This window comes from Gammaproteobacteria bacterium, from assembly GCA_029881255.1.
Lineage (GTDB): Bacteria > Pseudomonadota > Gammaproteobacteria > S012-40 > S012-40 > JAOUMY01.
On the sequence record JAOUMY010000007.1, the window covers coordinates 170,403 to 193,477 of the forward strand.

A 23,075-nucleotide genomic window follows, 5' to 3' on the forward strand; every position below is an offset into this window, starting at 1 on the left:
CCGGCAATTGTACAATAAATCACACTAACGGTATCAATTTTGCTTTGAGCCTTTAGAAATAGACACTTACACCAACTGGCATTAAGATAGACCAACGAGATCGGACACTCATGATGAAATCAGGCGTGTATAAGGACAGACCCAGATACCTCAACCTGCTTAAAATCAAACTTCCCATCACCGGGATAGTTTCTATCACTCATCGTATTAGTGGAATTATGCTGATACTGAGTATTCCCTTTTGCGCCTATTTACTCGAAATGTCCCTGCACAATGCGGTGGGGTTTAACACGGTTACGCAACAACTCGCGCAACCGCTTACCAAAGTCATACTCGGTATAGGATTGTGGTCATTGGCGCACCACTTGTTTGCCGGTGTGCGTTTCCTGTTGTTTGATATTGATGTTGGTGTACGCAAACCTTCCGCGAGAATGGCGGCGTGGTTAGTCATCGTTTTTGACGTGGTAGCCTTGGTTGCGATTGCGGGGTGGTTGCTATGAGTTGGCGCGGTGGTGGAGTCAGAACCTTTGTCATGCAGCGATTAACCGCGGTGTATATCGCCATCTTCACCATATTTTTTGTGGTGCACATGGTCAGTGATGCGCCGGTCAATTACGATCAATGGCGTATGTGGATCGCAACGCCGTTGGTGAATATTGCCTTTTTGTGTTTCTGGTTATCAATTGGCATACATGGCTGGATAGGCGCGCGTGATGTGATTATGGATTACGTTGGTGACACCGGTACGCGCTTTTTGGCCTTGTCACTGGCGGGATTGTTTCTGGTATTTATGGTTCTCTGGTTGTTCAAGACTTTGATTATGGTGGGCGCGTAATGGATATACCACGTCGGCGTTTTGATGCATTAGTAATAGGCGCGGGTGGCGGTGGTTTGCGTGCCGCCTTGCAGTTGGCCAGAGGCGAGGCCAATGTGGCGGTGGTGTCTAAGGTGTTTCCCACCCGTTCGCATACGGTTGCGGCGCAAGGTGGTGTGAATGCTGCGCTGGCCAATGTCTTGCCTGACAACTGGCACTGGCACATGTACGACACCATCAAAGGCAGCGACTATCTCGCCGATCAGGACGCAGTGGAATATATGTGCCGCGCCGCCTCGCATCTGGTGTATGAGCTGGAACATTCCGGTGTACCGTTTTCACGCATGGACAACGGCAAGATTTATCAACGCCCCTTTGGTGGACAAAGCCAGAACTTTGGTGGAGCGCAGGCTGCGCGAACATGCGCGGCGGCCGACCGTACCGGGCATGCGATCCTGCATTCCCTGTATCAACAAAACATCAAGGCGCGCACCCATTTCTTCGACGAATTTTACGCCATCGATTTATTACGCGACGAACAAGGTTATATCCTGGGCGCGCTGGTCTTGGAAATCGAAACAGGCGAGCCATTAATAATAGAATCGAAAACCACGCTACTCGCCACCGGCGGTGCAGGGCGAATCTATCGCACCAATACCAATGCACGTATCAATACTGGTGACGGCATGGGCATGGCGCTGCGTGCGGGCATTCCATTAGAAGACATGGAGTTCTTTCAGTTTCACCCTACGGGTATTGCCGGTAAGGGTATGTTGATTACCGAGGGCGTGCGTGGTGAGGGCGGTTATCTGGTTAACCGTGACGGCGAACGCTTCATGGAGAAATATGCACCGAACGCCAAAGACCTCGCCAGTCGTGACGTGGTAAGTCGCGCGATTTATACCGAGGTGAAGGAAGGCCGCGGCGTAGGTAAGAATGCCGATCACGTCTTGTTGAAAGTCGATCACCTCGGTGCGGAAGTAATCAAGAAACGTCTACCCGGTATACGCGATATGGCGCGCACCTTTGCCGGTGTCGATCCGATTGAGGCGCCGATTCCGATTTACCCCACCGCCCATTACACCATGGGTGGCATACCAACAAATCGTTACGGACAGGTTGTGGTGCCGTACAAAACCGGCGAAGAGGAAATTCCCGGTCTCTACGCCGCAGGCGAGTGTGCCTGTGTGTCAGTACACGGCGCCAACCGTCTCGGTGGAAACTCTTTGTTAGACATCATCGTCTTCGGTCGCGCCGCCGGAAATCACATTCTGGAATTCCTAAAAAAGGAACGTCGTCATCGTCCATTAAATATGGAAAGCGTCGACAAGGCCGTGGCACGCCTGACCCGTTGGGATCAAAAAGGAGATGGTGAAAGCGTCGATTCACTGCGCAATGATTTGCAAACCGAAATGGAAAAACACTGTGGTGTGTTTCGCACACGGGAAATTCTCGAAGAGGGCGTGGACAAGATACGCGCCGTCAAAGCGCGTTTACCCGACGTGCGTTTGAAAGATCATAGTAAGGTTTTCAACACTGCACGTATCGAGGCCCTGGAACTGGAAAATCTGGTCGAAGTAGCCCTTGCCACAGTGCACTCGGCAGCCGTGCGCGAAGAGAGTCGCGGTGCCCATAGTCGGGTGGACTTTCCCGATCGCGACGACAAGAACTGGCTCAAACACACCCTGTATTTTATGGAAAACGAACGCATCGATTTTAAACCGGTAAACCTGAAACCTTTGAGTGTGGACAGTTTTCCGCCCAAGGAGAGGGTGTACTAGTTGGTGGTGTCCTCCGGTTGGGTAGCTAGTGCGAGAACAAGGCAAAACCAAACGACAAAGCGTAGTTTACAAATAGTAAATGAGCAATTCGAGTTTGTTTTTAACGTCCTTATCGCGCGCTAGATGACTTAAGCAAAGGATACGTAAAGTTTTGAAGAGCTTGTGCCGATTAGCCAGAGAGCCCCAATACGCGCGAGAAATTTATGAAATTTTCGATTTACCGATTCAATCCAGAGACTGACAGCAAGCCCTATGTGCAAGTCTATGAGCTCGATAACATCGGGCCGGATGCGATGGTGTTGGAATGTCTGTTGCGCATCAAGGCAGAGCAGGATGAGTCACTAACCTTTCGCCGCTCCTGTGGTGAGGGTGTGTGCGGCTCCGATGGCCTGAATATCAATGGTAAGAATCGTCTCGCTTGTATTACTCCAGTAGCTTCGCTCAAGAGCAAGCACATCACGATTAACCCTTTGCCGGGCCAACCGGTGATCCGCGATCTCGTCGTCGATCTGAGTAATTTCTTTCACCAATATCGTTCGGTGAAACCGTATCTGATTACCCACGATCAGGAGCCAGAAGTCGAGCGCCTGCAATCGCCGGAAGATCGGGAAAAACTCGATGGCATGTATGAGTGTATTCTGTGCGCCTGTTGTTCGACCTCGTGCCCCTCATTCTGGTGGAACCCTGAGCGCTTTCGTGGACCGGCAGCTTTACTGCAAGCTGCACGTTTTCTCGAAGACAGTCGCGACCAGGCCACGGCCGAAAGACTACAGGAACTCGACGGCCCGTATCGCGTCTTTCGCTGTCATACGATTATGAATTGTACCGATGTCTGCCCCAAGGGTTTGAACCCGAGCAAGGCGATAGGCGACATCAAAAAGAAAATGGTCAAACACACGATATAGCCAAATGGACATACTCGAAGAGCTACAGAATTCACGTGTAAAGAAAGGCCCGCTGTCTCGCGGTGAGTTGCGCTGGGCCTGTCGTCGTGGGATGTTGGAGCTGGATATCCTCATGGGCGACTTCTTTGACAGACACTATGACGAATTAAACGAACACGATCAGCAATTGTTTCAGCAGTTGTTAAGATTTCCCGATCAGGATTTACACGCATTTTTTCTCGGCAACGAAGAACCACAACAAAGAGAACTAATTCGTGTCATCGACATCGTACGAGCGGCCGCTTCGGCTTAATCCACAGGTTTCATTTTTATTGTTAGCCATAATTGCTGCGATACATATCGCGGCAGTCGTAGTGGTATTTATACTGCCGATGCCAATACTACTGAAAGCCTTATTCGCACCGCTGATAATTCTGGCAGGGGTTTACGTGTTACGTCGTCGGGTGTTATTCCTTGATCGCCAGTCGATCAAGAATATTGTCCATCACATGCACGGCGACTGGTATTTGGAGTTGCGTGACGGACAACAGTATCGCGCCGAGTTAAGGAACGACACCTTCGTCAGTCGCTGGCTAATCGTATTGAATTTCCGCGCAGACAACGGCAAGTCGTATAGCCTACCCATTATCCCCGGCGTGCTCGACCAAGAAAGTTGTCGACAATTACGCGTGCGCTTGTTGCTCGATCGTCAGGCCTGATCAGGCAATCGCCTCGTCCCGCTCTAAGGGCACATAGTTCGGCGGAATCAACACCGTATCCTGTTTCAAGGCATTATTCGTTTCCGGAAAATCCAGGGTGTAATGCAGGCCGCGACTCTCACGCCGCGCCATCGCCGAATCGACAATTAATTCCGCCACCATCACCAGATTACGCAGTTCCAACAAGTCACCTGTAACACGGAAATTACCATAGTAATCGGCGATTTCCTGTTTGAGTAATTGGATGCGGCGTTTGGCTCGTTCCAGGCGTTTAGTGGTACGCACGATACCGACGTAGTCCCACATAAAATGGCGCAACTCATTCCAGTTGTGCGATACCACGACCTCTTCATCCGAATCGGTCACGCGGCTTTCATCCCAGCGTGGCAGCGATCGCGGCAGAGGCACGTTTTTCAGATTGGCGTTGATTTGCTTTGCCGCCTCGAAGGCAAACACGATGCACTCCAGCAGGGAATTACTCGCCATGCGATTCGCGCCATGCAAGCCAGTAAAGGCCACTTCACCGACGGCGAACAGATTCTCCACATCGGTTTGGGCGTGGGCATCGGTCATCACGCCGCCACAGGTATAGTGCGCCGCAGGTACCACGGGCAGCGGCTCTTTAGTCATGTCGTAACCAAATTCGAGACAGCGTTCGTAGATGGTCGGGAAGTGTTTCTTGATGAAATCGGCGGATTTGTAGCTGATGTCGAGCAGCAAATAGTCGGCACCGAGGCGCTTCATCTCGTGGTCGATGGCGCGGGCGACGATATCACGCGGGGCGAGTTCACCGCGGGGGTCGAAGCGCTGCATGAAGCGCGTACCGTCGGGTAATAGTAGCTTACCCCCTTCACCACGTACCGCCTCAGAAATCAAAAACGATTTGGCCTGCGGGTGATAGAGACAGGTCGGGTGGAACTGGATAAATTCCATATTGGCCACGCGACAGCCAGCACGCCAGGCGATGGCAATGCCGTCACCGGTGGAGACGTCGGGATTACTGGTATACAGGTAAACCTTGCTCGCGCCACCTGTTGCCAGCGCAGTAAAGCGGGCGCTGAATTCCACTACCTGACCGGCCTTGCGATTAAATACATAGGCGCCGAGGCAGCGGTTGCCACTTTGGCCGATCTTTTGAGTGGTAATCAAATCAACGACCAGGTGGTCTTCAAAGATATCGATATTGGAACGGTTATGTGCCTGCTCGAGTAGCGAGGTCTCCATTTCCTGGCCGGTCTTATCGGCGGCGTGCAGGATGCGGCGGTGACTGTGTCCACCCTCTTTGGTCAGGTGAAAGCTGCTGTCATCGCCAGCGGTAGGCGTAAAACGCACACCGTGATCGAGTAAAAACTGGATCGCCTGCGGTGCCTGTTCGATGGTTTGTCTTACGCTATCCGCATGACACAGACCGGCACCCGCATCCATGGTGTCAGCGACGTGGGAATCGAAGGAATCCTTGGGGTCGAAGACCGCCGATATCCCGCCCTGCGCATAGAGTGTCGATCCCTCGCTGGCGTTGGACTTAGCGAACACCGCGATACGCGCCTCGCTGCTAATACTCAGGGCCAGACTTAATCCAGCAGCACCGGAGCCGATCACAAGAACATCATATTTATATTGATTTATCATTGATTAACAATCGCCTGTATGTCGTAATATCACCTGGAGAAAGCTCGGTGGAATGGACTCGATTTTATATCATGGTTTCCTTATTGAGCTTGCCCGGCAGGCGACCTAATTTGGTGATCTGCCGTTGAAAAGTGTTTGATTGGCCCATATAAACACACTTGGGTTGAACTTTTTGGCAATTTTATAACAAATAAAGAAACTATATTAGATGCGAGTGGTCTATGAGTACGGCAAACGGAGTTGCCTCGCAAGACGTGGAGAAGTCCCGAATGAGTGAAGGGGCTATCGACCAGGAATTGGTCGAACGCGTAAAGCGAGGTGATAAAAAAGCATTCGATCTACTGGTGTTGAAGTACCAGCACAAGATCGTGAAGCTGATTTCACGCTATGTTTACGATCAGGAAGAGGTCTACGACGTAGCGCAGGATGCGTTCATCAAGGCATATCGTGCCTTGCCACGTTTCCGCGGCGATAGTGCTTTTTATACCTGGCTATACAGAATCGCGATCAACACGGCAAAGAATTATCTAGTGTCTCAAGGACGGAGGCCACCGGAGAGCGATATCGATGCAGAAGAAGCAGAACAATACGATGTCGGGAGTAGTCTGAGGGAGATAGGAACGCCAGAGCATATGATTCTCAAGGACGAGATCGAAGATGTCGTTTATAGAGCAATAGAGAATCTGCCTGAAGATTTGCGCACAGCGATTACCTTACGTGAGATGGAAGGTATGAGCTATGAGGAGATTGCAGAAGCAATGGATTGTCCGGTCGGAACGGTACGTTCCCGAATTTTCCGGGCGAGAGAGGCTATCGATAAGAAGCTGGCGCCATTGCTTGATTGATCTCGGTCTTCGGGCGTTGCATGAAGCGAAAAAAGTAACAACCCAGGTATAGGTGATTGGACTATGTCGAACTTCGATGAAAAGATTTCATGTCTTTTTGATGACGAAACAAACCCCGCTGAGCGTGAGCAGCTCATTAAATTACTCAAACAACGTGGCGAATATCAGGATAAATGGGGTCGCTACGGCCTTATTCAAGAGGCGCTTAAACGAAATCTCCCCGATAACCCCAAACATGATTTATTCAGCCGCGTCAGCGCTGCCCTCGAATCCGAACCGGTCCTGTTAATACCCGGAAACGACAAAGTCACCGATAAAACCCCGAAAACAGACTATGATGACGTCGCGACGCCTGCGGTAGCAGTCAATAGCCGTCGATTTGCGATGCCAAATTTTGGCTGGGCGGCGGCCGCTGCGGTGGCCATGTTTGTGGTGGTGGGCACCGTCACCATGAATAGCCAGACTCAGGAGCCAGGGGCGGAATTAATGGTACAGCATCAAGTGAATAAACAAGCCATTCCCGCATCGCAAACCCTGAATATCCCCGCTGAACCCGTCTTTATCACTGCAACTCAAGGTAACACCTTCTCGATTCCCCAGATTATGCCCAGCCCCGAACAATGGGAGCGTATCGACCAGATTGGCGGCGTAAAGTGGGACACCTATATACAGGAACACAGTGAGACCGCCACCCAAAATGGTGTGCAACCCGGTGTGGTTCCCTTTGCCCGTACGGTTAACTTTGGGGAAAACGGCCAACGTCAATGAGGCGTGTCGACCTCTGGCGTCTGACCTGTCTGCTGAACCTGTTTTCCTCGGCTGCCTCGACGGCGGAAACGTCCGTCGAGGGGCTGAAACAATTTCTCGATAAAGCGAAAAAACAAATATTGCTATGGCTGGATGCCGTAGGGGTTTCGCGTGGCGTGGAGGCGCTAGTGCGTCAATACGAGGATAGTGGAATTGTCACACGGCGAGTGGTATTGTCTGACGGCATCAGCACACATGACGGCGCGATCAGTGGTTGTAGTTTTGTAAACGGTGATATTCGCATCACCGACATGGCGCCGGTTACCGTGCAGCGTATCGCACCGTCCTTACCTTTATAGTGATTCGTAGACAGGAACAGTCGTGATCGAAGAAAAGGCTATCGTTACCGCAGTTGAAGGCGAGTATGCGTGGGTGGAACACCAGCGCCAGACTGCTTGCGGCAGTTGCTCAGCGAGCACCGGTTGTGGCACCCAGGCCTTGTCCAAGATCTGGGGCGATAAGCGTAATCGGGTACGTGTCTTGAATAATATCGGTGCGCGTGTCGGCGAGGAGATTGTGCTTGGGCTCGAAGAGGGGGCTTTGGTAAAAGGCTCGCTGGCCTTGTATTTTGTGCCTTTGCTCGGTTTGTTTCTCGGTGCGGCGGCAGGTGGCGGAATCTGTTCGATCCTGCGTATCGAGTTTACCGATGCGATACAGATAGTATTTGGGCTGATCGGTTTGGTCTTAGGTCTGGCGTGGGCGCGACGATTTTCGCGTAGTATCGAAAATGATAGTCGCTATCAGGCCGTAGCCTTACGCCGGGTCGCGCCTGAAGTACGGTTCGTCAGCGCAATTCCCTCCGAACCAAGTTGTCACAAGTGAATCTAACTAACAAGAATTGAATACCCCTGATGGAGTTTTTTGAATGAGGCAGAACAGATTGGTATCCGGCGCAGCGGCCCGGTGGTTTTTATGCGCATTGTTTTTCATGTTTACAACGTCAGCGTTCGCCGGACTGCGTGATAATCTTCCGGATTTTACCCAGCTAGTCGAGAAGACCAGCCCCGCCGTGGTCAATATCAGTACCGTACAGAAAAAAGCGCCCAAAGCGCATATGCGTCGTCCGCAACAGATGCCAGAAGAAGGTCCGTTTGGCGAATGGTTTAAACACTTTTTTGGTGAAGAGGGTGAAGGCTTTGGTGGACCCGGTGGCCCAGAGCGCGATTCGCAATCACTCGGTTCCGGTTTTATCCTTTCCGCCGATGGCTATGTGCTCACCAATAATCACGTCATCGAAGACGCCGATGAAATCATCGTACGCTTGAATGACAGACGCGAATTAAATGCCGAAGTAATCGGACGCGATGAGCGCAGTGATCTGGCCTTATTAAAAGTTAAGGCGACCGATTTGCCGGTGGTGAATATCGGCAAGTCCAAAGAATTGAAAGTCGGTGAATGGGTGCTCGCCATCGGTTCACCGTTTGGTTTTGATTACTCGGTAACGTCCGGTATTGTCAGTGCCAAAGGGCGTTCACTACCAAAAGAAAACTATGTGCCGTTCATCCAGACCGACGTCGCAATCAACCCCGGTAACTCCGGCGGCCCCTTGTTTAATCTTGATGGAGAAGTCGTCGGAATCAACTCGCAGATATACAGCCGCACCGGTGGTTATATGGGTGTGTCATTTGCGATCCCCATCGACGTGGCGATGAATGTCGTCGAACAGCTCAAGAACAAAGGTAAAGTGATTCGTGGTTGGTTAGGCGTGTTGATACAAGACGTCACCCGTGAACTTGCCGAATCCTTCGGCATGGACAAACCACACGGCGCACTCGTTGCGCGCGTATTACCGGACAGCCCGGCGCAAGATGCGAAGTTTGAAGTCGGCGATATCATCGTGCGCTTTAATGGTCGCGAGATCGATCACTCTTCGGATTTGCCACCGATTGTTGGTATCACACCGATCGATAAGAGCGTTCCGGTAGACATAATTCGTGATGGCAAGAAGAAAAAGCTGATGGTGAAGATCGGTGAATTGCCCGCGGAAGACGATGTGAAGATTGCCAGCGGTAACGGCAATACCAAGTCCAAGCGTATTGCCGTGGAAGTAACCGCGATCACCGATGAACAGCGCGAACGTCTCGAATTAAACGATAAAGGCGGCGTGTTGGTGAAGGAAGTTCAACAAGGTCCAGCACACGACGCCGGTATTCGTCGCGGCGACGTGATCCTGACCATTAATAACGTCGACATCAAAGACGCCAAACATTTCACCGAAGTGGTGGAAAAACTCCCCGAAGGCAAGTCTGTACCGGTGCTCGTACACCGCCGCGGCAGCCCGATCTTTTTGGCGATGAAGGTTGAGGATTAATTGATTTTACATGGGGCCCGATACGGGCCCCATGACTTTTAAATATTTCTTCAAGCGCTGTTCTGTTCAAAATCAGGATAAGCAATCAAAGTGAAGTTTTTCTAATTTAAACCGATAACTTGTGTTACTACAGTAACCATAATATTGAAGTTCGGTTAATTTTCCTGCTCTTAGCTAATACATCAAATGTGTTGCTGGTCTAAAAACACTGAAAGGAAATCTGTAAATTCGGTCGCACTCGAGAAATTAGGTTTAGCGAGATGAGTAATCGAAATTTTCTAAAAAATATTTCTATAGTTTACCTCTTTGTATTTTCTTCTTTTGCAGTTCTTCTAACAAAGCCGAACGTATGAAGGATAGGGATGAGTTTGAGATTAGGATTGATGACTAGACGGCGATACAATTGCGTTGTTTATATTATGTCAGTAATAAAAAAACTATTCACGTCTTTCCTTCTTTGCTTTTTGTGTGTTGCTAATATCTACGCAGAAACTTTAAGAGATCCACGTTTTCGAGATGAAGATATATCAATGGCAATCATAAGTTCGTCATATAAACAATTGCCAGACGGTATGTATGAATATCTTTTTAATATTGAAAGTCCCGAGTTAAATAAAGGTACTATTGCACATTTTTCTTTGGATGTTTCATGTAATACAACATTTTCTCCCACAGTATTTTCGGAACCGCCAATTGGAAATTTTTTTACTAATGACAGTTCCGACGGTTTGCACTTGCCGTTACAGGCGTACGGTGTGATGTACTATACATACGGAATGGGCATAACGGGTGATAACCGATTAGTATGGGGTGTAGGAATTGAACCTGGGAAAAAGGCAATTGGATATCGAGTTTTGTCGCCGGTTCGTCCGGGAAAAATTCGCTATATATTGGAGCCAAGAATGGATGTTGATGGTTGGGATTATCACACGTATTCGGTAGAAACCGACGAAGTTCCCGACCTGCCAGATTTTGTAACAACAGGGATAGTAGATGGACCCGTATGTCCAGGTAATAGTGATATGTTTTCAGGTAGTAACTACAAGCGAAGCGAGCCTTCACGGATAAACAATCTTCTACGATACTCTGAACCATCAAAAGACCGATTCCACGTAAAAAATGGCACGAAAGAAGTAAAGTTTACTATCCACTATAGTGAAGAAATGGATCCAAAAACATTCAATGTAGAACCTGGCTATATAAAGCACTTTTTCAATCCTGTACCTGGAATATCACAGACCGTCATGTTGCCACTAAAAATGAATGGAAAAGACAGTAAGAAGGCCAAGTTCAAATTCGAGGCGCGGATGATCGGTGTGGCGACAGGCAAAGATAAAACCAAGGCCGATCGTATGAAGGATAAGGATGAGTTTGAGATTCGAATTGACGACTAAGCAGGGTTACGCCGAAAGCCACCTGAGGTGACAGTCAATGACTATGAAATTATTAATAATGTGGTTCTTCGGGGTTTGTTCCCTTCTTGTTTCGTCTTTGGCAGTATCACAAACGCTTAAAGACCCGAAAGAACGCGATGAAGACTTATCGAATACAGTAGTCAGGGTAAAGGTAAATTCACTTCCTGATGGGAATTTTGAGTACATTTACGATGTTGAGAGTCCTGAACTAAACAAGGGTGAGATTGACACGTTTACATTGGATATTGGATGTGATCATTCTTTCTCTGGCGTGGTATTTTCAGAAAGTCCTAGCAGGATGTTTAGAAGTATGAGCCAGGATGGAAAGCACGTTCCTATACAAGCCTACGGGGTGATGTATCATACCTATGCTTTAGCAGTTAATGCATACAATGAGATGGTGTGGGGAGTGGAAATTAAGCCTGGACAAAATGCGCTTGGATATCGTGTCATTTCTTCTGTAGGACCTGGCAATATTACATATAAATTAAAGCCGATCATGGAGCCCAATGGTTGGAACTTCGATTTGTATCCAGAAGATGACCCGTTAGTGCCAACAGTAGATGACTTTATAGTAACGGGAACGGTAGTTGGGCCTAAGTGCCCCAGTCATGTAGAACAATTTCTAGGAACCAATAAGAATCACAAAGAACCAGAAGATGTGAACGAACTCCTAAGCTATTCATCACCTCTCAAAGATCGTTTCCATGTCAAGAAGGGTACGAAAGAGATAGAGCTTACTGTTCACTATAGTGAAAAAATGGACCCAAAAACATTCAATGCAGAACCAGGTTATATAAAACACTTTTTCAATCCTGTACCTGGAACATCACAGACCGTCATGTTGCCGCTAAAAAAGAATGGAAAAGACAGTAAGAAAGCCAAATTCAAATTTGAGGCACGAATGATCGGTGTGGCGACGGGCAAAGACAAGACCAAGGCCGATCGTATGAAGGATATGGACGAGTTTGAGATTCGAATTGATGACTAGGTGGCTTATCCGAAGTTCGAAAGGGTGGCTGGCGGAACGAGGTAGAACGAATCTAGGCGCTAGAATTTAACACTTTGAGTATTAAAGCGTTTTTCTGGCATAGTCTTCCCCTACCATTTTTTGTTATGATGGCCGCTCATAAGCAGGCAAAAAAGAGCAAGAATATGCAGGCCGGCGAATATTCCGCTATCGGTTTCAACGACATCCATGATCTCACACCTCATGTCTTTCTATATGAGTGGCAGGTTTGCGAGCACATCACGCAGCTGCGCTGGTTGCTTGAGTCGATTGGTCATCAAGATTTAGAGGGTAAGAGCGACGAGGCACTGGCCGAAATCGCCATCAGCAGTCTGCAACAATGCCTGCTGTATATCGCTGCTCAGCCCGGTGTTGAACAGCCCTTGCACCAATGGCTGGTTAGTAGTGCCGACTTTGCTGGGATGCAGTTCAACGCCCAGGCAATGATTGCGGCAGCGAAAGAGGCAGAACAGCGTCCGCCACCCCCGGTGGCTGACAAGCAACCACGCATTGCTCACCTGCGCTGGAGCGAATCACGCAAACCCTTGGGCATGCCGGTGAACCTGATATTTTCCGCGCAGAATTTTGTGGCCGGTGATGTAGCAACGGTGACGATTTATCAAACACCGAAGAACGGCGAGAAACAAAAACTCACCACCCTCGAACACACACTAATGCGCGCGAGTGAATCCTGCTCGCTGACCTGGCATGTGCAAGCATTGACCAATGGTGATGATGTGTTGTGCGAACAGCCGCCGGAAAATCTCGTGCCGGTGTATTTTGTATTTGTGGTGGAGATAAACGGGCAATGTTCCGAAGTTTCCGACCCGCTGTATACCAGTACCTATTTCGAATACACGATTATAGGACCGCATGAATTACCCATATGCGTGGACGATTCCAGCGCGACCTTGCACGACAAGGGTAAACAACAACACAAACGCTGGCGCGACCAAGGCACAGATTTTGTACGCGTACCGCTACACGAATCCAAGATCGAATCCTGGTATGAGATACACAAGACACAATTGTGTGATGCCGAAGACAATGTGCTGGCAGAACAACAACACCCCATAGGCTTTGAAACGCCGTTTATCCTACCCGTCAGTTGTAAATCGCACTATCGTGTAAAAAGCCAGGCATTGTTCCCACAAGTCATCGTCAATCTGCGTGAAGATGCGAGCAAGGGCGACCCGAATCGACGACATCTATTGAGCGATGCCGAGATCGAATATTTTAAGGCGAATGGCAATAACGCGACGGTGTTTGTGCATGGGTTTAATGTGAAGTACGGTGTTTCCGCTCGTCAGGTGGAGAGTGTAGAGATCAAGAAGGAAAGTTATACCAGTCACAAAGATGGTTATAGTGTTGATCTGGGATATCGGATTAATGTTCGTCATGCGGGTAAACAAGCTAGAACGACCTGTATCGATCAACAATATTTATCGGAGCATTTTCATCCCGATTTTGCGAAAGATGAAATCTATTGGCAAATAGACGATGACCAAATCAACGGATCGGCCGCGCACAGTTGGTTTGTACATATGGAGCACGAACTGAATCTGGCGGCCAATGGAGGAGATGAGATTGACTGGGATAAGTATACTCGGATCATCAACGTGGCCTGGTCGGGTGACGTAAACCCGGTTGAGTATATTGAAGCGGAGTTTCGTGCGACTTCAGCAGGAGTCAGGCTAAGTTTGTTGTTGGAACAATTAGTCTCGGAAGGCATTCGCATCAATATTATTGCCCACAGTCTCGCCAACCGAGTTGTTTTGACCGCGTTCAATTTACTAGGCGAAAAAGGCATAGAGGAAAAAATCGACCACCACTTTATGTGGCAGCCCGCGGTACCGGATACCGTGTTGTCGAATGATCCCGAAGCAGACAGCAGCGTATTACGCAATTGGAAGATGATTCACGCCCACAAGGCGGCGAAAAAATTTGTAGTACTTTATACTGCGCATGATAATGTGCTAGGTGGTCACCCCGCAGGCGGATTCAAAGAAGACATTACCGGTGGTAATGACCATTTGATCAAACTGGAAGAAGCGCTAGGCGGACAATTAAGTGGTGCATATACAATCGCAACAATTATCGGGATACCCGGTGGGCGATTCTTCATGCCCTGGCATCGTGCCGATCGCAACCAACGAAGAATTCAAAACCTGCTAAGCGATCACGGTAAGCAGGTGAGCGAGGAGTTGAAGGAGGCATTGAAACGATACGAAGACGGCATTCCGATGGATGAGTTGAAACCGCATTGGTATGATATTCTGTGTTCGTATTTTTATCAGCGCCGGGTAGAAGGAAGGGTGTTAGATGATCTGATAACGATTCGGAATGAGCTGGAAGAGAAGGGAATTGAGGTCAAAAAGCCTCGGCCGGCGTTGGGGTGGGCTGGGATAAAGAATGCTGTCGATATTGATGAAAGTATCAGGGCTATGTTTCTCGCCGGAAAGATTATTGAGGTTGATCAGGGAAAGTGGTTGTATTCGCATTCGGGGATGAAAATTCCTACGAAGGATTTGCGTGAATATGTCTATCGTAACGAAATTCTAGACCGGATGAAAATACAATCAGGATTCGGAACGTATTGATTGAAATGAATAGGGTATTCGCAACAATAGTTATTTTGTTGGTTTTTCTTGGATGTCAGGAATTCTCTCCATTTGATGGCAAAACAACCCCTGTTGTCACATTACATGTTTCGGAAAATGGAAATACCGTAATTAGTACACATATTTCTAATGAGTTGGTGGTGTGGGATTTATCAAATAAAAATAAAAATGTTCAGTCCACAGAAGCAAATATCTATAGTGCTTATGTGACAAAAAAAGGCGATTTTTATTTATGGCAGGATCTTCAAAACACGGTTTTTGTCAATAGCCTTGGTCAAGGCGTAGTCAAAAAATTCAAACATTTTCCCGTGTACGGGCATTGGATTTCAAATGATTTGGGAAAATATGTTTCATTGGATATCGATTGGTCCCTAAATATAAATTATGGAAACAAAGTAGAGAAAATATACTCTGGCGACAAGAACAGTTTTCTGGGCGCTCATAAATTATTGAATTTTTCTGCATCAAGAAGCGAGGAAATTTTTCTTACCTCTGGTTATGGCTATGATTGGACTCCCGATCCCCGACGATCTGAAAAGGCAAACCTAGATGCTATGCGATTATCATATAAAGGCGTCGTTCTTTGGGATGCATCGATAAAAAAGGAGATCACTAGATTACCCGGCAACGCCGCCAAAACCCACGCTACCCTCAGCCCAGACGGAAAATTCGTCGTTAGCGGCGACGAAAACGCCAGAGTATTTTTATGGGACGTTAATAATCCAAAAACACCTCTCAGAATGGCCAGTCTATTTCACGGGACTGTCATCAATCCAAATGAGCACTACACAAAATACAAGTGGGATAAAACAGGGCTTATCCAACCGCCTAAAGACTACTCTGGTGAACGTGTCATTACCGTCAAATTCATCAGCAATAAACACTTCCTCCGCTTCGGCCACGATAACCACTACGCAGTTCTCTACGAGATCGGCAACCCACTCCCACTAAAATACTTGGAGTTAGGAACGGACCCTTATCCCTGCGTATCAGACTACTCTCGCAACGCCTGCATCGACACCGCCCCCGACGTCGGTATCTTGGTCATGGGCCAACGTGACGGCGGCGGGATTAACGTCTACCAGTTCGACAAGGAAAAACTTAGCCTGGAAAAGGTTTGGGTGACGAACTAATTGGGTTTGAGTTGCTGATCTAGAGAGTGATTGCTGTGTTACGCTAAGTCATGCCATGTGGTTTACTCGACTTAGTTGCCCAGGTATAAACTCGCTCTTTATTATAACTTGATGCTGAGTTCTCGAATGGGGCATGGTTTGCTGAAACCCGTTCGTGAAACCACAGACACATCTATCGGCCAGGACTTTGCACATAAAGCATATGTGCTAAACTTGCCTCTTGAAAACTACTTTCCAGACAGATTATGGATATTTCAGCGAAACTCGAATTAGTCAAAAATGCCCTGGTGGATCGCTTCGGGGCGGATCTTGTCGCGATATATTTGTTTGGGTCGACAGCACAGGGACTAGATAATCAGTACAGCGATATGGATATCGGGTTTTTGAGTCGCGCTAGAATTGCACCTAAAGATGTCTGGGAAATTGGGCAGGAACTTGCGGTTACTCTGAAGCAGAACGTCGATTTGATCGAGCTTAAAAATGCGTCAACAGTAATGCGTATGCAGATTGCCGGCGAGGGTAAACGAATCTATTGCAGTGATGAAATAGCCTGCGAAAATTTCGAGGATTACATCTTTTCATCCTATGCGCGTCTGAATGAAGAGCGAAAGGATATAATCGCGGATATCAAGAAGCGTGGAAGTGTTTATGGTCGATGATGTTTTGTTGAATAAGGCAGAGAGCATCGAGCGCTGCCTGAAGCGAATCGCCGAAGAATACGTGGGACACGAATCTGAGTTGCGCACAAACTTTAGCCGCCAGGACGCGATCATACTCAATCTTCAGCGCCTGTGTGAGTCCTCGATAGATGCGGCTATGCACATTGTGCGCAAGGAGAAATTGGGTATTCCACAAGAGAGCCGGGAAGCCTTTGAAATGCTCGAGAAGCATGGTCTGCTCAATCCCTCGTTGTCGGATCAATTGAATTATATGACTAGATTTTGGATTGTCGCAGTTCATGACTACCAAAAGCTCAATCTGGATGTGGTTGAGTCTATACTCAAAAACCACCTCGACGAGTTTCGTGAATATGTAAAGGTCATCTTGGGCCGAAGTTAGTAGGCAATCTTCCCAACCCAATGCGCTTTTTCGCGCTCAAATAGCCAAATTCAATCTCCCACCCCCACCATCCGATAACCACTACGGTTAACTACGGATATCCCTGTGACTCAGACAAAACACAACGGCCTGTTACGCCCTCATCAAAGCAAGATTTCGGTGCTTTATCGTCTGGCCGATGTGGTGTTGGTGGTGGGGTGTTTGTATCTTGCGGTGCGTTTGCATCATCAGGATTGGCACGACCGTTATAGTTTCGTGGCGCTTTTGGCGGCGGTGTTGTTATTGGTGTTGGGCGGGCGGTTTGAGTTGTATCGTTCGTGGCGTATTGCGCGGCTACGGGATGAGATTATACAACTGTGGTTTGCCTGGTTGGGGACGGTGCTGGGTGTGCTGGTGACGATATTCGCGCTCAAGACCACGGCGGAATATTCCCGTCTGGTAATGGGTAGCTGGTTTGTGATTACGCCGCTGGTTCTGAGTGTGTGGCGTTTTGGCTATCGCAATATACTCTATGCAGCGCGCCGACGCGGGCATAATACGCGGGCGGTTGCCATCGCAGGCGCCAACCAACTCGGCGTGCATTTGGTGGAAAATATTCATAGCGCGCCCTGGATGGGTTTGCGCCTGGCAGGTGTTTATGACGATCGTGTCCCTGAGGGAGATCGCACGGCCGACAAACTCGGCGATGAGTTAAGCGGCAATCTTGAACAACTGGTTGCGGATGCCGAGGCGGGGAAGGTCGATATCATCTACATCACCTTTCCACTGCGTGCCGAGACCAGAGTCAGCGAGCTGATTATGCGATTGTCGAATTCAACGGCGTCGGTGTATTTCGTGCCGGATTTTCATGGCTTCGAGATACTGCATGGTCGTTGGACCACGCTAGGCGAAGTGCCGGTCATCAGCATCTTCGAAAACCCGTATCGCGGTATCGAAGGCTGGATTAAACGGGCGGAAGACATCGTGGTGTCGATACTGGTGTTGATACTAATGGCTATCCCTACGTTGGTGATCGCTATCGGCGTCAAACTGAGCTCGCCCGGGCCGGTGGTTTATATCCAACGACGCTATGGCATCGACGGCCAGGAAATCCGTGTCTACAAGTTTCGCAGCATGCGCAGCGATAACAACCCGGATGAAACCATCCAAGCCACCCGCGACGACCCGCGCGTCACCGGGATTGGTCGATTTCTACGCAGAAACTCACTTGATGAGCTACCGCAACTATACAATGTGCTCAAAGGCGAAATGTCCATCGTCGGCCCCCGCCCGCACGCGGTCGCACACAACGAGCAATACCGCAAACTAATCAAACAATACATGCTCCGCCACAAGGTCAAACCCGGCATGACCGGCTGGGCCCAGGTCAACGGCTGGCGTGGTGAGACCGATACGCTGGAGAAAATGGAGCAGCGGGTGTTGTTTGATCTGGAGTATATAAGGAATTGGTCGTTGGGGTTGGATTTGAAGATTCTGGTTTTAACGCTATTGCGGGGGATAGTGCACAAGAATGCATATTGATATAGATCTCCAGGGTGCCATCCGAAAGGAAGCTTCACGTGTCTCAGCCAACCCTGTTAAATACATCCCAATTTCCCGAGTAAACCCCAATAACTTCTTGACTCGAAGCCAAAAATACCATTTAATCTGGCCTTAATGTTCAAGCTCTGAACAAATAACACCAAATCAATAACAATAGCAAGGGTAAAGAGTTTTCTGGCCCTTTTTTGTATCTGGAGTGTTCACGCGTTGAACACTGTGCAGCTTTAAAGTGTTGTGAAGACCGTTTATTGTGCAAGCGAGTTGTCGTTGAAGGGATATGGATAAAACATCAAAAATCTATGTAGCAGGTCACCGCGGCCTAGTGGGTTCAGCCATTGTTCGAGGTCTGGAGACAGCCGGCTATACAAACATCGTTAAGCGTACACACGTGGAACTGGATCTAAGCAATGAGGCGGCAGTCGCGGATTTCTTCAAAACTGAAAAACCAGATTATGTCTTTCTTGCGGCGGCCAAGGTAGGTGGCATTCTCGCCAACAATTCTTATCCCGCAGAGTTTATTCGCGACAATCTTGCCATTCAAACAAACATAATTCATCACTCCTGGAAGAGCAACGTAAGGCGTTTGTTGTTTCTCGGTTCATCTTGTATTTATCCCAAAGACTGTCCGCAGCCCATTAAGGAAGAGTATTTACTTACTGGTCCACTAGAGCCAACTAACCGTCCATATGCGCTTGCAAAGATCGCAGGCATAGAAATGTGCTGGGCATACAACAGGCAATACGGCACACAATATTTATCAGTGATGCCCACAAACTTATATGGGCCGGGCGATAACTATGATTTGGAGAAGTCACACGTTCTCCCTGCATTGATTCGTAAGATGCATGAAGCGAAAACGCGTGGTGATAAAGAGGTTGTTGTGTGGGGTACGGGCAAGCCTATGCGTGAACTTCTTTATAGTGAAGACATGGCAGATGCGTGTATTTACGTTATGAATTTGCCTGACCACGAATATCGAAAGTTTTTCTCAGAAGAGCAAGCGCCATTAATCAATATAGGAACCGGCGAGGATGTAACGATTGCAGAACTTGCGGCTACTGCAGCGAAGGTTGTTGGGTTTGATGGAGAACTTACCTACGATACAAATAAACCAGATGGCACTATGCGTAAAGTGTTGGATGTGTCGAAAATCAACAGCTATGGCTGGAAGGCAAGAACCACTCTAGAAGATGGAATCAACAAAGCCTATCAGGAATGGTTGAGTCGAGATTAACACGATGACGGAAGAGATTCGTTACAAAATCTTAAAAATACTTTCCGACAATCCCGACGTCAGCCAACGTGAGCTGGCAGAGTCACTGGGTATAAGTTTGGGTAAAGCCAATTACTGCCTGAAGGCCCTGAAAGAAAAGGGGCTGGTCAAGGCAAGAAATTTTAAGAACAATCCAGTTAAGCGCGGTTATTTGTATATTCTTACCCCAAAAGGTATCGAAGAAAAGGCCAAAGTCACGGCGCGTTTTTTCAAACGCAAGATTGAGGAATATGAGTTGCTCAAGGAAGAAATTGAGCAATTGCGACGAGAAGTGATTTCAAACGAAAATGTTACGAAATAAAAGAAGGGTGATTTAGTGAAGAAGGCATTAATTACAGGTGTTACGGGGCAGGATGGAGCATATCTTGCCGAGTTGCTACTGGAGAAAGGGTACGAGGTTCACGGAATAAAGCGTCGCTCTTCACTCTTTAACACGGATCGCATTGATCACCTCTATCAGGACCCACATGAAAAGGATAGACGATTTATTCTTCATCATGGGGATTTGACTGACTCATCCAGTTTGGTTCGAATAATTCAGAAAGTTCAGCCGGATGAGATTTATAATCTGGCAGCACAGAGTCATGTAGCGGTTTCGTTTGAAGAACCTGAGTATACGGCGAATTCGGATGCTTTAGGGGCATTGCGTATTCTTGAAGCAATTAGAATTCTTGGATTGGAAAAGAAGTCTCGCTTCTATCAAGCTTCAACATCTGAACTGTATGGGCTTGTTCAGGAAACACCCCAGAAAGAAACTACGCCCTTTTATCCTCGTTCACCATACGCGGTAGCAAAACTATATGCGTATTGGATAACGGTAAATTATCGTGAATCATATGGGATGTATGCGTGTAACGGGATTTTATTTAACCATGAATCTCCATTACGCGGTGAAACATTTGTTACCCGCAAGATCACGCGCGCACTGGCTCGTATAAAACTGTGCCTTCAGGAATGTTTATATCTGGGTAACCTCGACGCCAAGCGCGACTGGGGTCATGCGAAAGACTATGTTGAGATGCAGTGGTTGATGCTACAGCAGGAGCAACCGGAGGATTTTGTAATCGCAACCGGAGTCCAATACAGCGTACGCGATTTTGTCAATGTAGCCTGTGACGAGATTGGTATAACGATTCGTTGGGAAGGTGTTGGGATTGACGAAAAAGCTTATGATGAATCTGGAAAGTGTATTGTCGCTGTAGATCCAAGGTACTTTAGGCCCGCAGAAGTAGAAACGCTTTTAGGCGATGCTACTAATGCGAAAGAAAAACTCGGTTGGTCCCCTAAGATCACATTTAAAGAGTTGGTAGCCGAGATGGTGAGAGAAGATCTAAAGACAGCTGAAAAGGATGAGTTAGTTAAACGGCATGGTTATTCAGCATATGATTATCATGAGTAACTTTAAAAGTTGTCCCCTATTTTTTAGCGCGTAAAGAAAGCTTCTCGTTTAGTAGTGGGTAAATTTAGTTGAGAAACTTGATACGATGAGGCTTTTTGGCACGGGCAGGGCTGGATCTATTGGTGCGGCAGAAATACGTCAAGCAATTCGTACGCATAGCGTTGTTAATTTAGACAGTCTTGATTATGCTGGTAATCTTGAATCTCTTCGAGATGTACAAGGTAGAAAGCGCTACAGTCGTGAAATTGTGGATATTTGTGATTCAAACGGTATTGTAGGCTATTTGAAGTATATAGATCTGACGGTACTATGCAACTCGCGACAGAATCTCACGTTGATCGTTCGCAGTATAAACCAATAATACCTGGATATAGATAAGCTAAATGTAGAATTATTCGGACGAAGATTTGCTTGGTTGGATACTGGGACGCAAGAGAGTTTTCTGGATGCGTCACTGTTTGTAGAGATAATTGAAAAGAGGCAGTTTTAAAATTGCCTATTTGGAGGAAATAGGATACATAAATGATTGGTTGAGTGCGAATGATTTAGAGAGGATTGTAGGATTGAATCGAAAGACAAACTATGAATCGTATCTCGGTTCAATTCTGATGTGAGAGTTAAAAATGCGATTTACCAAGAGAATATTTTGATTTCTTAAAAAATGAAAGAGTTTAGTCGGTTATAGGTATGGGAAATCGTGAGCATGCTTAACGTGTTCGTTTGTACTAAAGGGTATCTAAATTCGTGAGTATCGGTTGGTGGATATGTATCCAGTTGGTCAGACATATTGGTTGAGCTTCGCCAATTGTTCGGAAATAGAAAAATGGATTTTGGTGTTTTTCGGGTATCAATAGAAGAGGAAATTCTCAGGTGCAATCAGATAGAGATTTGTTGAGTGTAGTAATTCCAGTATACAACGAAGAAGAATCGTTGGCGGAGGCTATTAAGCAGTTGCTGGCACTTAATGAGAAACTGAGTCCTGAATTGGATATGGAGTTTGTGTTTGTTAACGATGGATCGAAAGATCGATCAATGGAGATTTTGAAGGGAAGTGCTGCGCTAAATTCGCACTTAAAAGTGGTGTCTCTAAGCAGAAATTTTGGTCATCAAATTGCTATAACGTGTGGACTTGACAAAGCAAAAGGAGACTACGTAGCAATTATTGACGCTGATTTACAGGATCCGCCAGAGTTAATTTTGGATATGTATCGAAAAGCCTTGGCGGGATATGATGTCGTCTACGGGAAAAGGCGGAGTCGAGCGGGAGAGACGTTCTTTAAGAAAGTTACGGCATCTGGCTTTTATAGGTTTCTCAATTATATGTGCGAAATAGATATACCTCGCGATACTGGAGACTTTAGGCTCATGTCTCGGAAAGTAGTAAATGAATTTAACGCACTCAGGGAACGACACCGTTTTGTGAGAGGTATGGTGCCATGGCTTGGCTTTAGCTCCATTTCACTTGAATACGATCGAGCAGAAAGGTTTGCAGGAGAAACAAAGTATCCTTTACGAAAAATGATGTCTTTTGCAATGAATGCTATATTGTCCTTCTCAAGCAAACCATTGACGCTAGCTATTAGGATGGGTTTTCTAACAATATTGACGGGAATATTGGGCGGTGCATATATGCTGTACCTAAAATTATTTACAGAGATTCCTGTCCCGGGAGTTACGGCAATTATATTGTCAATCGTTATTTTTAGCGGTGTGCAAATCCTGCTTATAGGCGTGGTTGGAGAGTATATAGCGCGTATATTTGAAGAGGTGAAGGGGCGGCCGCTCTATCTTGTTTCAGAGTCTATTAATCTTTAAAGATACATTTCGCTATTTC

Annotated in this window: 23 protein-coding genes and 1 pseudogene; 23 read left to right on the forward strand and 1 reads right to left on the reverse strand. The window is 47.4% G+C overall.

All coding sequences use genetic code 11. The features are described 5' to 3' along the window. Nucleotides 1-110 precede the first annotated feature (110 nt). The 6 genes from sdhC to OEZ43_14400 all read left to right on the forward strand — a co-directional run bounded on the left by sdhC (nt 111) and on the right by OEZ43_14400 (nt 4,198). On the forward strand, nt 111-500 hold the full coding sequence (gene sdhC / locus OEZ43_14375; GenBank protein ID MDH5546775.1) for a succinate dehydrogenase, cytochrome b556 subunit: 390 nt from the start codon (nt 111-113) through the stop codon (nt 498-500). Next, on the forward strand, nt 497-835 hold the full coding sequence (gene sdhD / locus OEZ43_14380; protein MDH5546776.1) for a succinate dehydrogenase, hydrophobic membrane anchor protein: 339 nt from the start codon (nt 497-499) through the stop codon (nt 833-835). Before sdhC ends, sdhD begins: the two co-directional genes overlap by 4 nt. After that, a complete protein-coding gene (gene sdhA, locus OEZ43_14385; GenBank protein ID MDH5546777.1) occupies nt 835-2,595 on the forward strand; it encodes a succinate dehydrogenase flavoprotein subunit in 1,761 nt (586 codons plus the stop codon). Before sdhD ends, sdhA begins: the two co-directional genes overlap by 1 nt. Nucleotides 2,596-2,798: 203 nt before the next feature. Next, on the forward strand, nt 2,799-3,500 hold the full coding sequence (locus OEZ43_14390) for a succinate dehydrogenase iron-sulfur subunit (GenBank protein ID MDH5546778.1): 702 nt from the start codon (nt 2,799-2,801) through the stop codon (nt 3,498-3,500). Nucleotides 3,501-3,504: 4 nt separating this feature from the next. Then, nucleotides 3,505-3,792 (forward strand): succinate dehydrogenase assembly factor 2, encoded by a 288-nt coding sequence (locus OEZ43_14395; GenBank protein ID MDH5546779.1) that lies wholly within the window; start codon nt 3,505-3,507, stop codon nt 3,790-3,792. 19 nt (nt 3,793-3,811) lie between these two features. After that, nucleotides 3,812-4,198 carry a hypothetical protein gene (locus OEZ43_14400; protein ID MDH5546780.1) on the forward strand — a complete coding sequence of 129 codons (387 nt, stop codon included), beginning with the start codon at nt 3,812-3,814 and terminating at the stop codon, nt 4,196-4,198. Here the strand turns inward: OEZ43_14400 and nadB are convergent, their stop codons facing one another. Continuing rightward, a complete protein-coding gene (gene nadB / locus OEZ43_14405; protein MDH5546781.1) occupies nt 4,199-5,827 on the reverse strand; it encodes an L-aspartate oxidase in 1,629 nt (542 codons plus the stop codon). Between the two features lie 269 nt (nt 5,828-6,096). On the opposite strand from nadB, the gene rpoE reads away from it, so the two are divergent. The 17 genes and pseudogenes from rpoE to OEZ43_14490 all read left to right on the forward strand — a co-directional run bounded on the left by rpoE (nt 6,097) and on the right by OEZ43_14490 (nt 23,056). Beyond that, entirely contained in the window at nt 6,097-6,672 is a 576-nt protein-coding gene (gene rpoE, locus OEZ43_14410) for an RNA polymerase sigma factor RpoE (protein ID MDH5546782.1), read from the forward strand. A 63-nt stretch (nt 6,673-6,735) separates the two neighbouring features. After that, nucleotides 6,736-7,440, forward strand: a complete 705-nt coding sequence (locus tag OEZ43_14415) for a sigma-E factor negative regulatory protein (GenBank protein MDH5546783.1) — start codon at nt 6,736-6,738, stop codon at nt 7,438-7,440. Beyond that, complete coding sequence (locus OEZ43_14420; protein MDH5546784.1) at nt 7,437-7,778, forward strand: hypothetical protein; 342 nt, start codon at nt 7,437-7,439, stop codon at nt 7,776-7,778. Before OEZ43_14415 ends, OEZ43_14420 begins: the two co-directional genes overlap by 4 nt. 22 nt (nt 7,779-7,800) lie before the next feature. Next, a complete protein-coding gene (locus OEZ43_14425) occupies nt 7,801-8,301 on the forward strand; it encodes a SoxR reducing system RseC family protein (GenBank protein ID MDH5546785.1) in 501 nt (166 codons plus the stop codon). A gap of 106 nt (nt 8,302-8,407) precedes the next feature. Then, complete coding sequence (locus OEZ43_14430) at nt 8,408-9,790, forward strand: DegQ family serine endoprotease (protein ID MDH5546786.1); 1,383 nt, start codon at nt 8,408-8,410, stop codon at nt 9,788-9,790. Nucleotides 9,791-10,320: 530 nt separating this feature from the next. Next, complete coding sequence (locus tag OEZ43_14435) at nt 10,321-11,184, forward strand: hypothetical protein (protein MDH5546787.1); 864 nt, start codon at nt 10,321-10,323, stop codon at nt 11,182-11,184. Between the two features lie 37 nt (nt 11,185-11,221). Then, nucleotides 11,222-12,196 carry a hypothetical protein gene (locus OEZ43_14440; GenBank protein MDH5546788.1) on the forward strand — a complete coding sequence of 325 codons (975 nt, stop codon included), beginning with the start codon at nt 11,222-11,224 and terminating at the stop codon, nt 12,194-12,196. Nucleotides 12,197-12,360: 164 nt separating this feature from the next. Beyond that, on the forward strand, nt 12,361-14,814 hold the full coding sequence (locus OEZ43_14445) for an alpha/beta hydrolase (protein MDH5546789.1): 2,454 nt from the start codon (nt 12,361-12,363) through the stop codon (nt 14,812-14,814). 35 nt (nt 14,815-14,849) lie between these two features. Next, nucleotides 14,850-15,968, forward strand: a complete 1,119-nt coding sequence (locus OEZ43_14450; protein ID MDH5546790.1) for a WD40 repeat domain-containing protein — start codon at nt 14,850-14,852, stop codon at nt 15,966-15,968. 245 nt (nt 15,969-16,213) lie between these two features. Then, the gene (locus OEZ43_14455) at nt 16,214-16,627 is read left to right on the forward strand and encodes a nucleotidyltransferase domain-containing protein (GenBank protein ID MDH5546791.1); all 414 of its coding nucleotides are present in this window, start codon (nt 16,214-16,216) and stop codon (nt 16,625-16,627) included. Continuing rightward, nucleotides 16,617-17,027: a DUF86 domain-containing protein gene (locus OEZ43_14460; GenBank protein MDH5546792.1), complete on the forward strand. Its 411-nt coding sequence runs from the start codon at nt 16,617-16,619 to the stop codon at nt 17,025-17,027. The genes OEZ43_14455 and OEZ43_14460 overlap by 11 nt, the downstream gene beginning before the upstream one ends. Nucleotides 17,028-17,132: 105 nt before the next feature. After that, on the forward strand, nt 17,133-18,548 hold the full coding sequence (locus tag OEZ43_14465) for an undecaprenyl-phosphate glucose phosphotransferase (protein ID MDH5546793.1): 1,416 nt from the start codon (nt 17,133-17,135) through the stop codon (nt 18,546-18,548). 298 nt (nt 18,549-18,846) lie between these two features. Beyond that, the gene (locus tag OEZ43_14470; GenBank protein ID MDH5546794.1) at nt 18,847-19,803 is read left to right on the forward strand and encodes a GDP-L-fucose synthase; all 957 of its coding nucleotides are present in this window, start codon (nt 18,847-18,849) and stop codon (nt 19,801-19,803) included. Nucleotides 19,804-19,807: 4 nt separating this feature from the next. After that, nucleotides 19,808-20,143, forward strand: coding sequence for a MarR family EPS-associated transcriptional regulator (locus tag OEZ43_14475; protein ID MDH5546795.1), 336 nt, complete (start codon nt 19,808-19,810; stop codon nt 20,141-20,143). A gap of 15 nt (nt 20,144-20,158) precedes the next feature. Next, nucleotides 20,159-21,241, forward strand: coding sequence for a GDP-mannose 4,6-dehydratase (gene gmd, locus OEZ43_14480; protein MDH5546796.1), 1,083 nt, complete (start codon nt 20,159-20,161; stop codon nt 21,239-21,241). A 340-nt stretch (nt 21,242-21,581) separates the two neighbouring features. Continuing rightward, nucleotides 21,582-21,855: pseudogene (locus OEZ43_14485) on the forward strand (glucose-1-phosphate thymidylyltransferase). Nucleotides 21,856-22,111: 256 nt separating this feature from the next. Beyond that, entirely contained in the window at nt 22,112-23,056 is a 945-nt protein-coding gene (locus OEZ43_14490) for a glycosyltransferase family 2 protein (GenBank protein ID MDH5546797.1), read from the forward strand. Nucleotides 23,057-23,075: the final 19 nt, after the last annotated feature.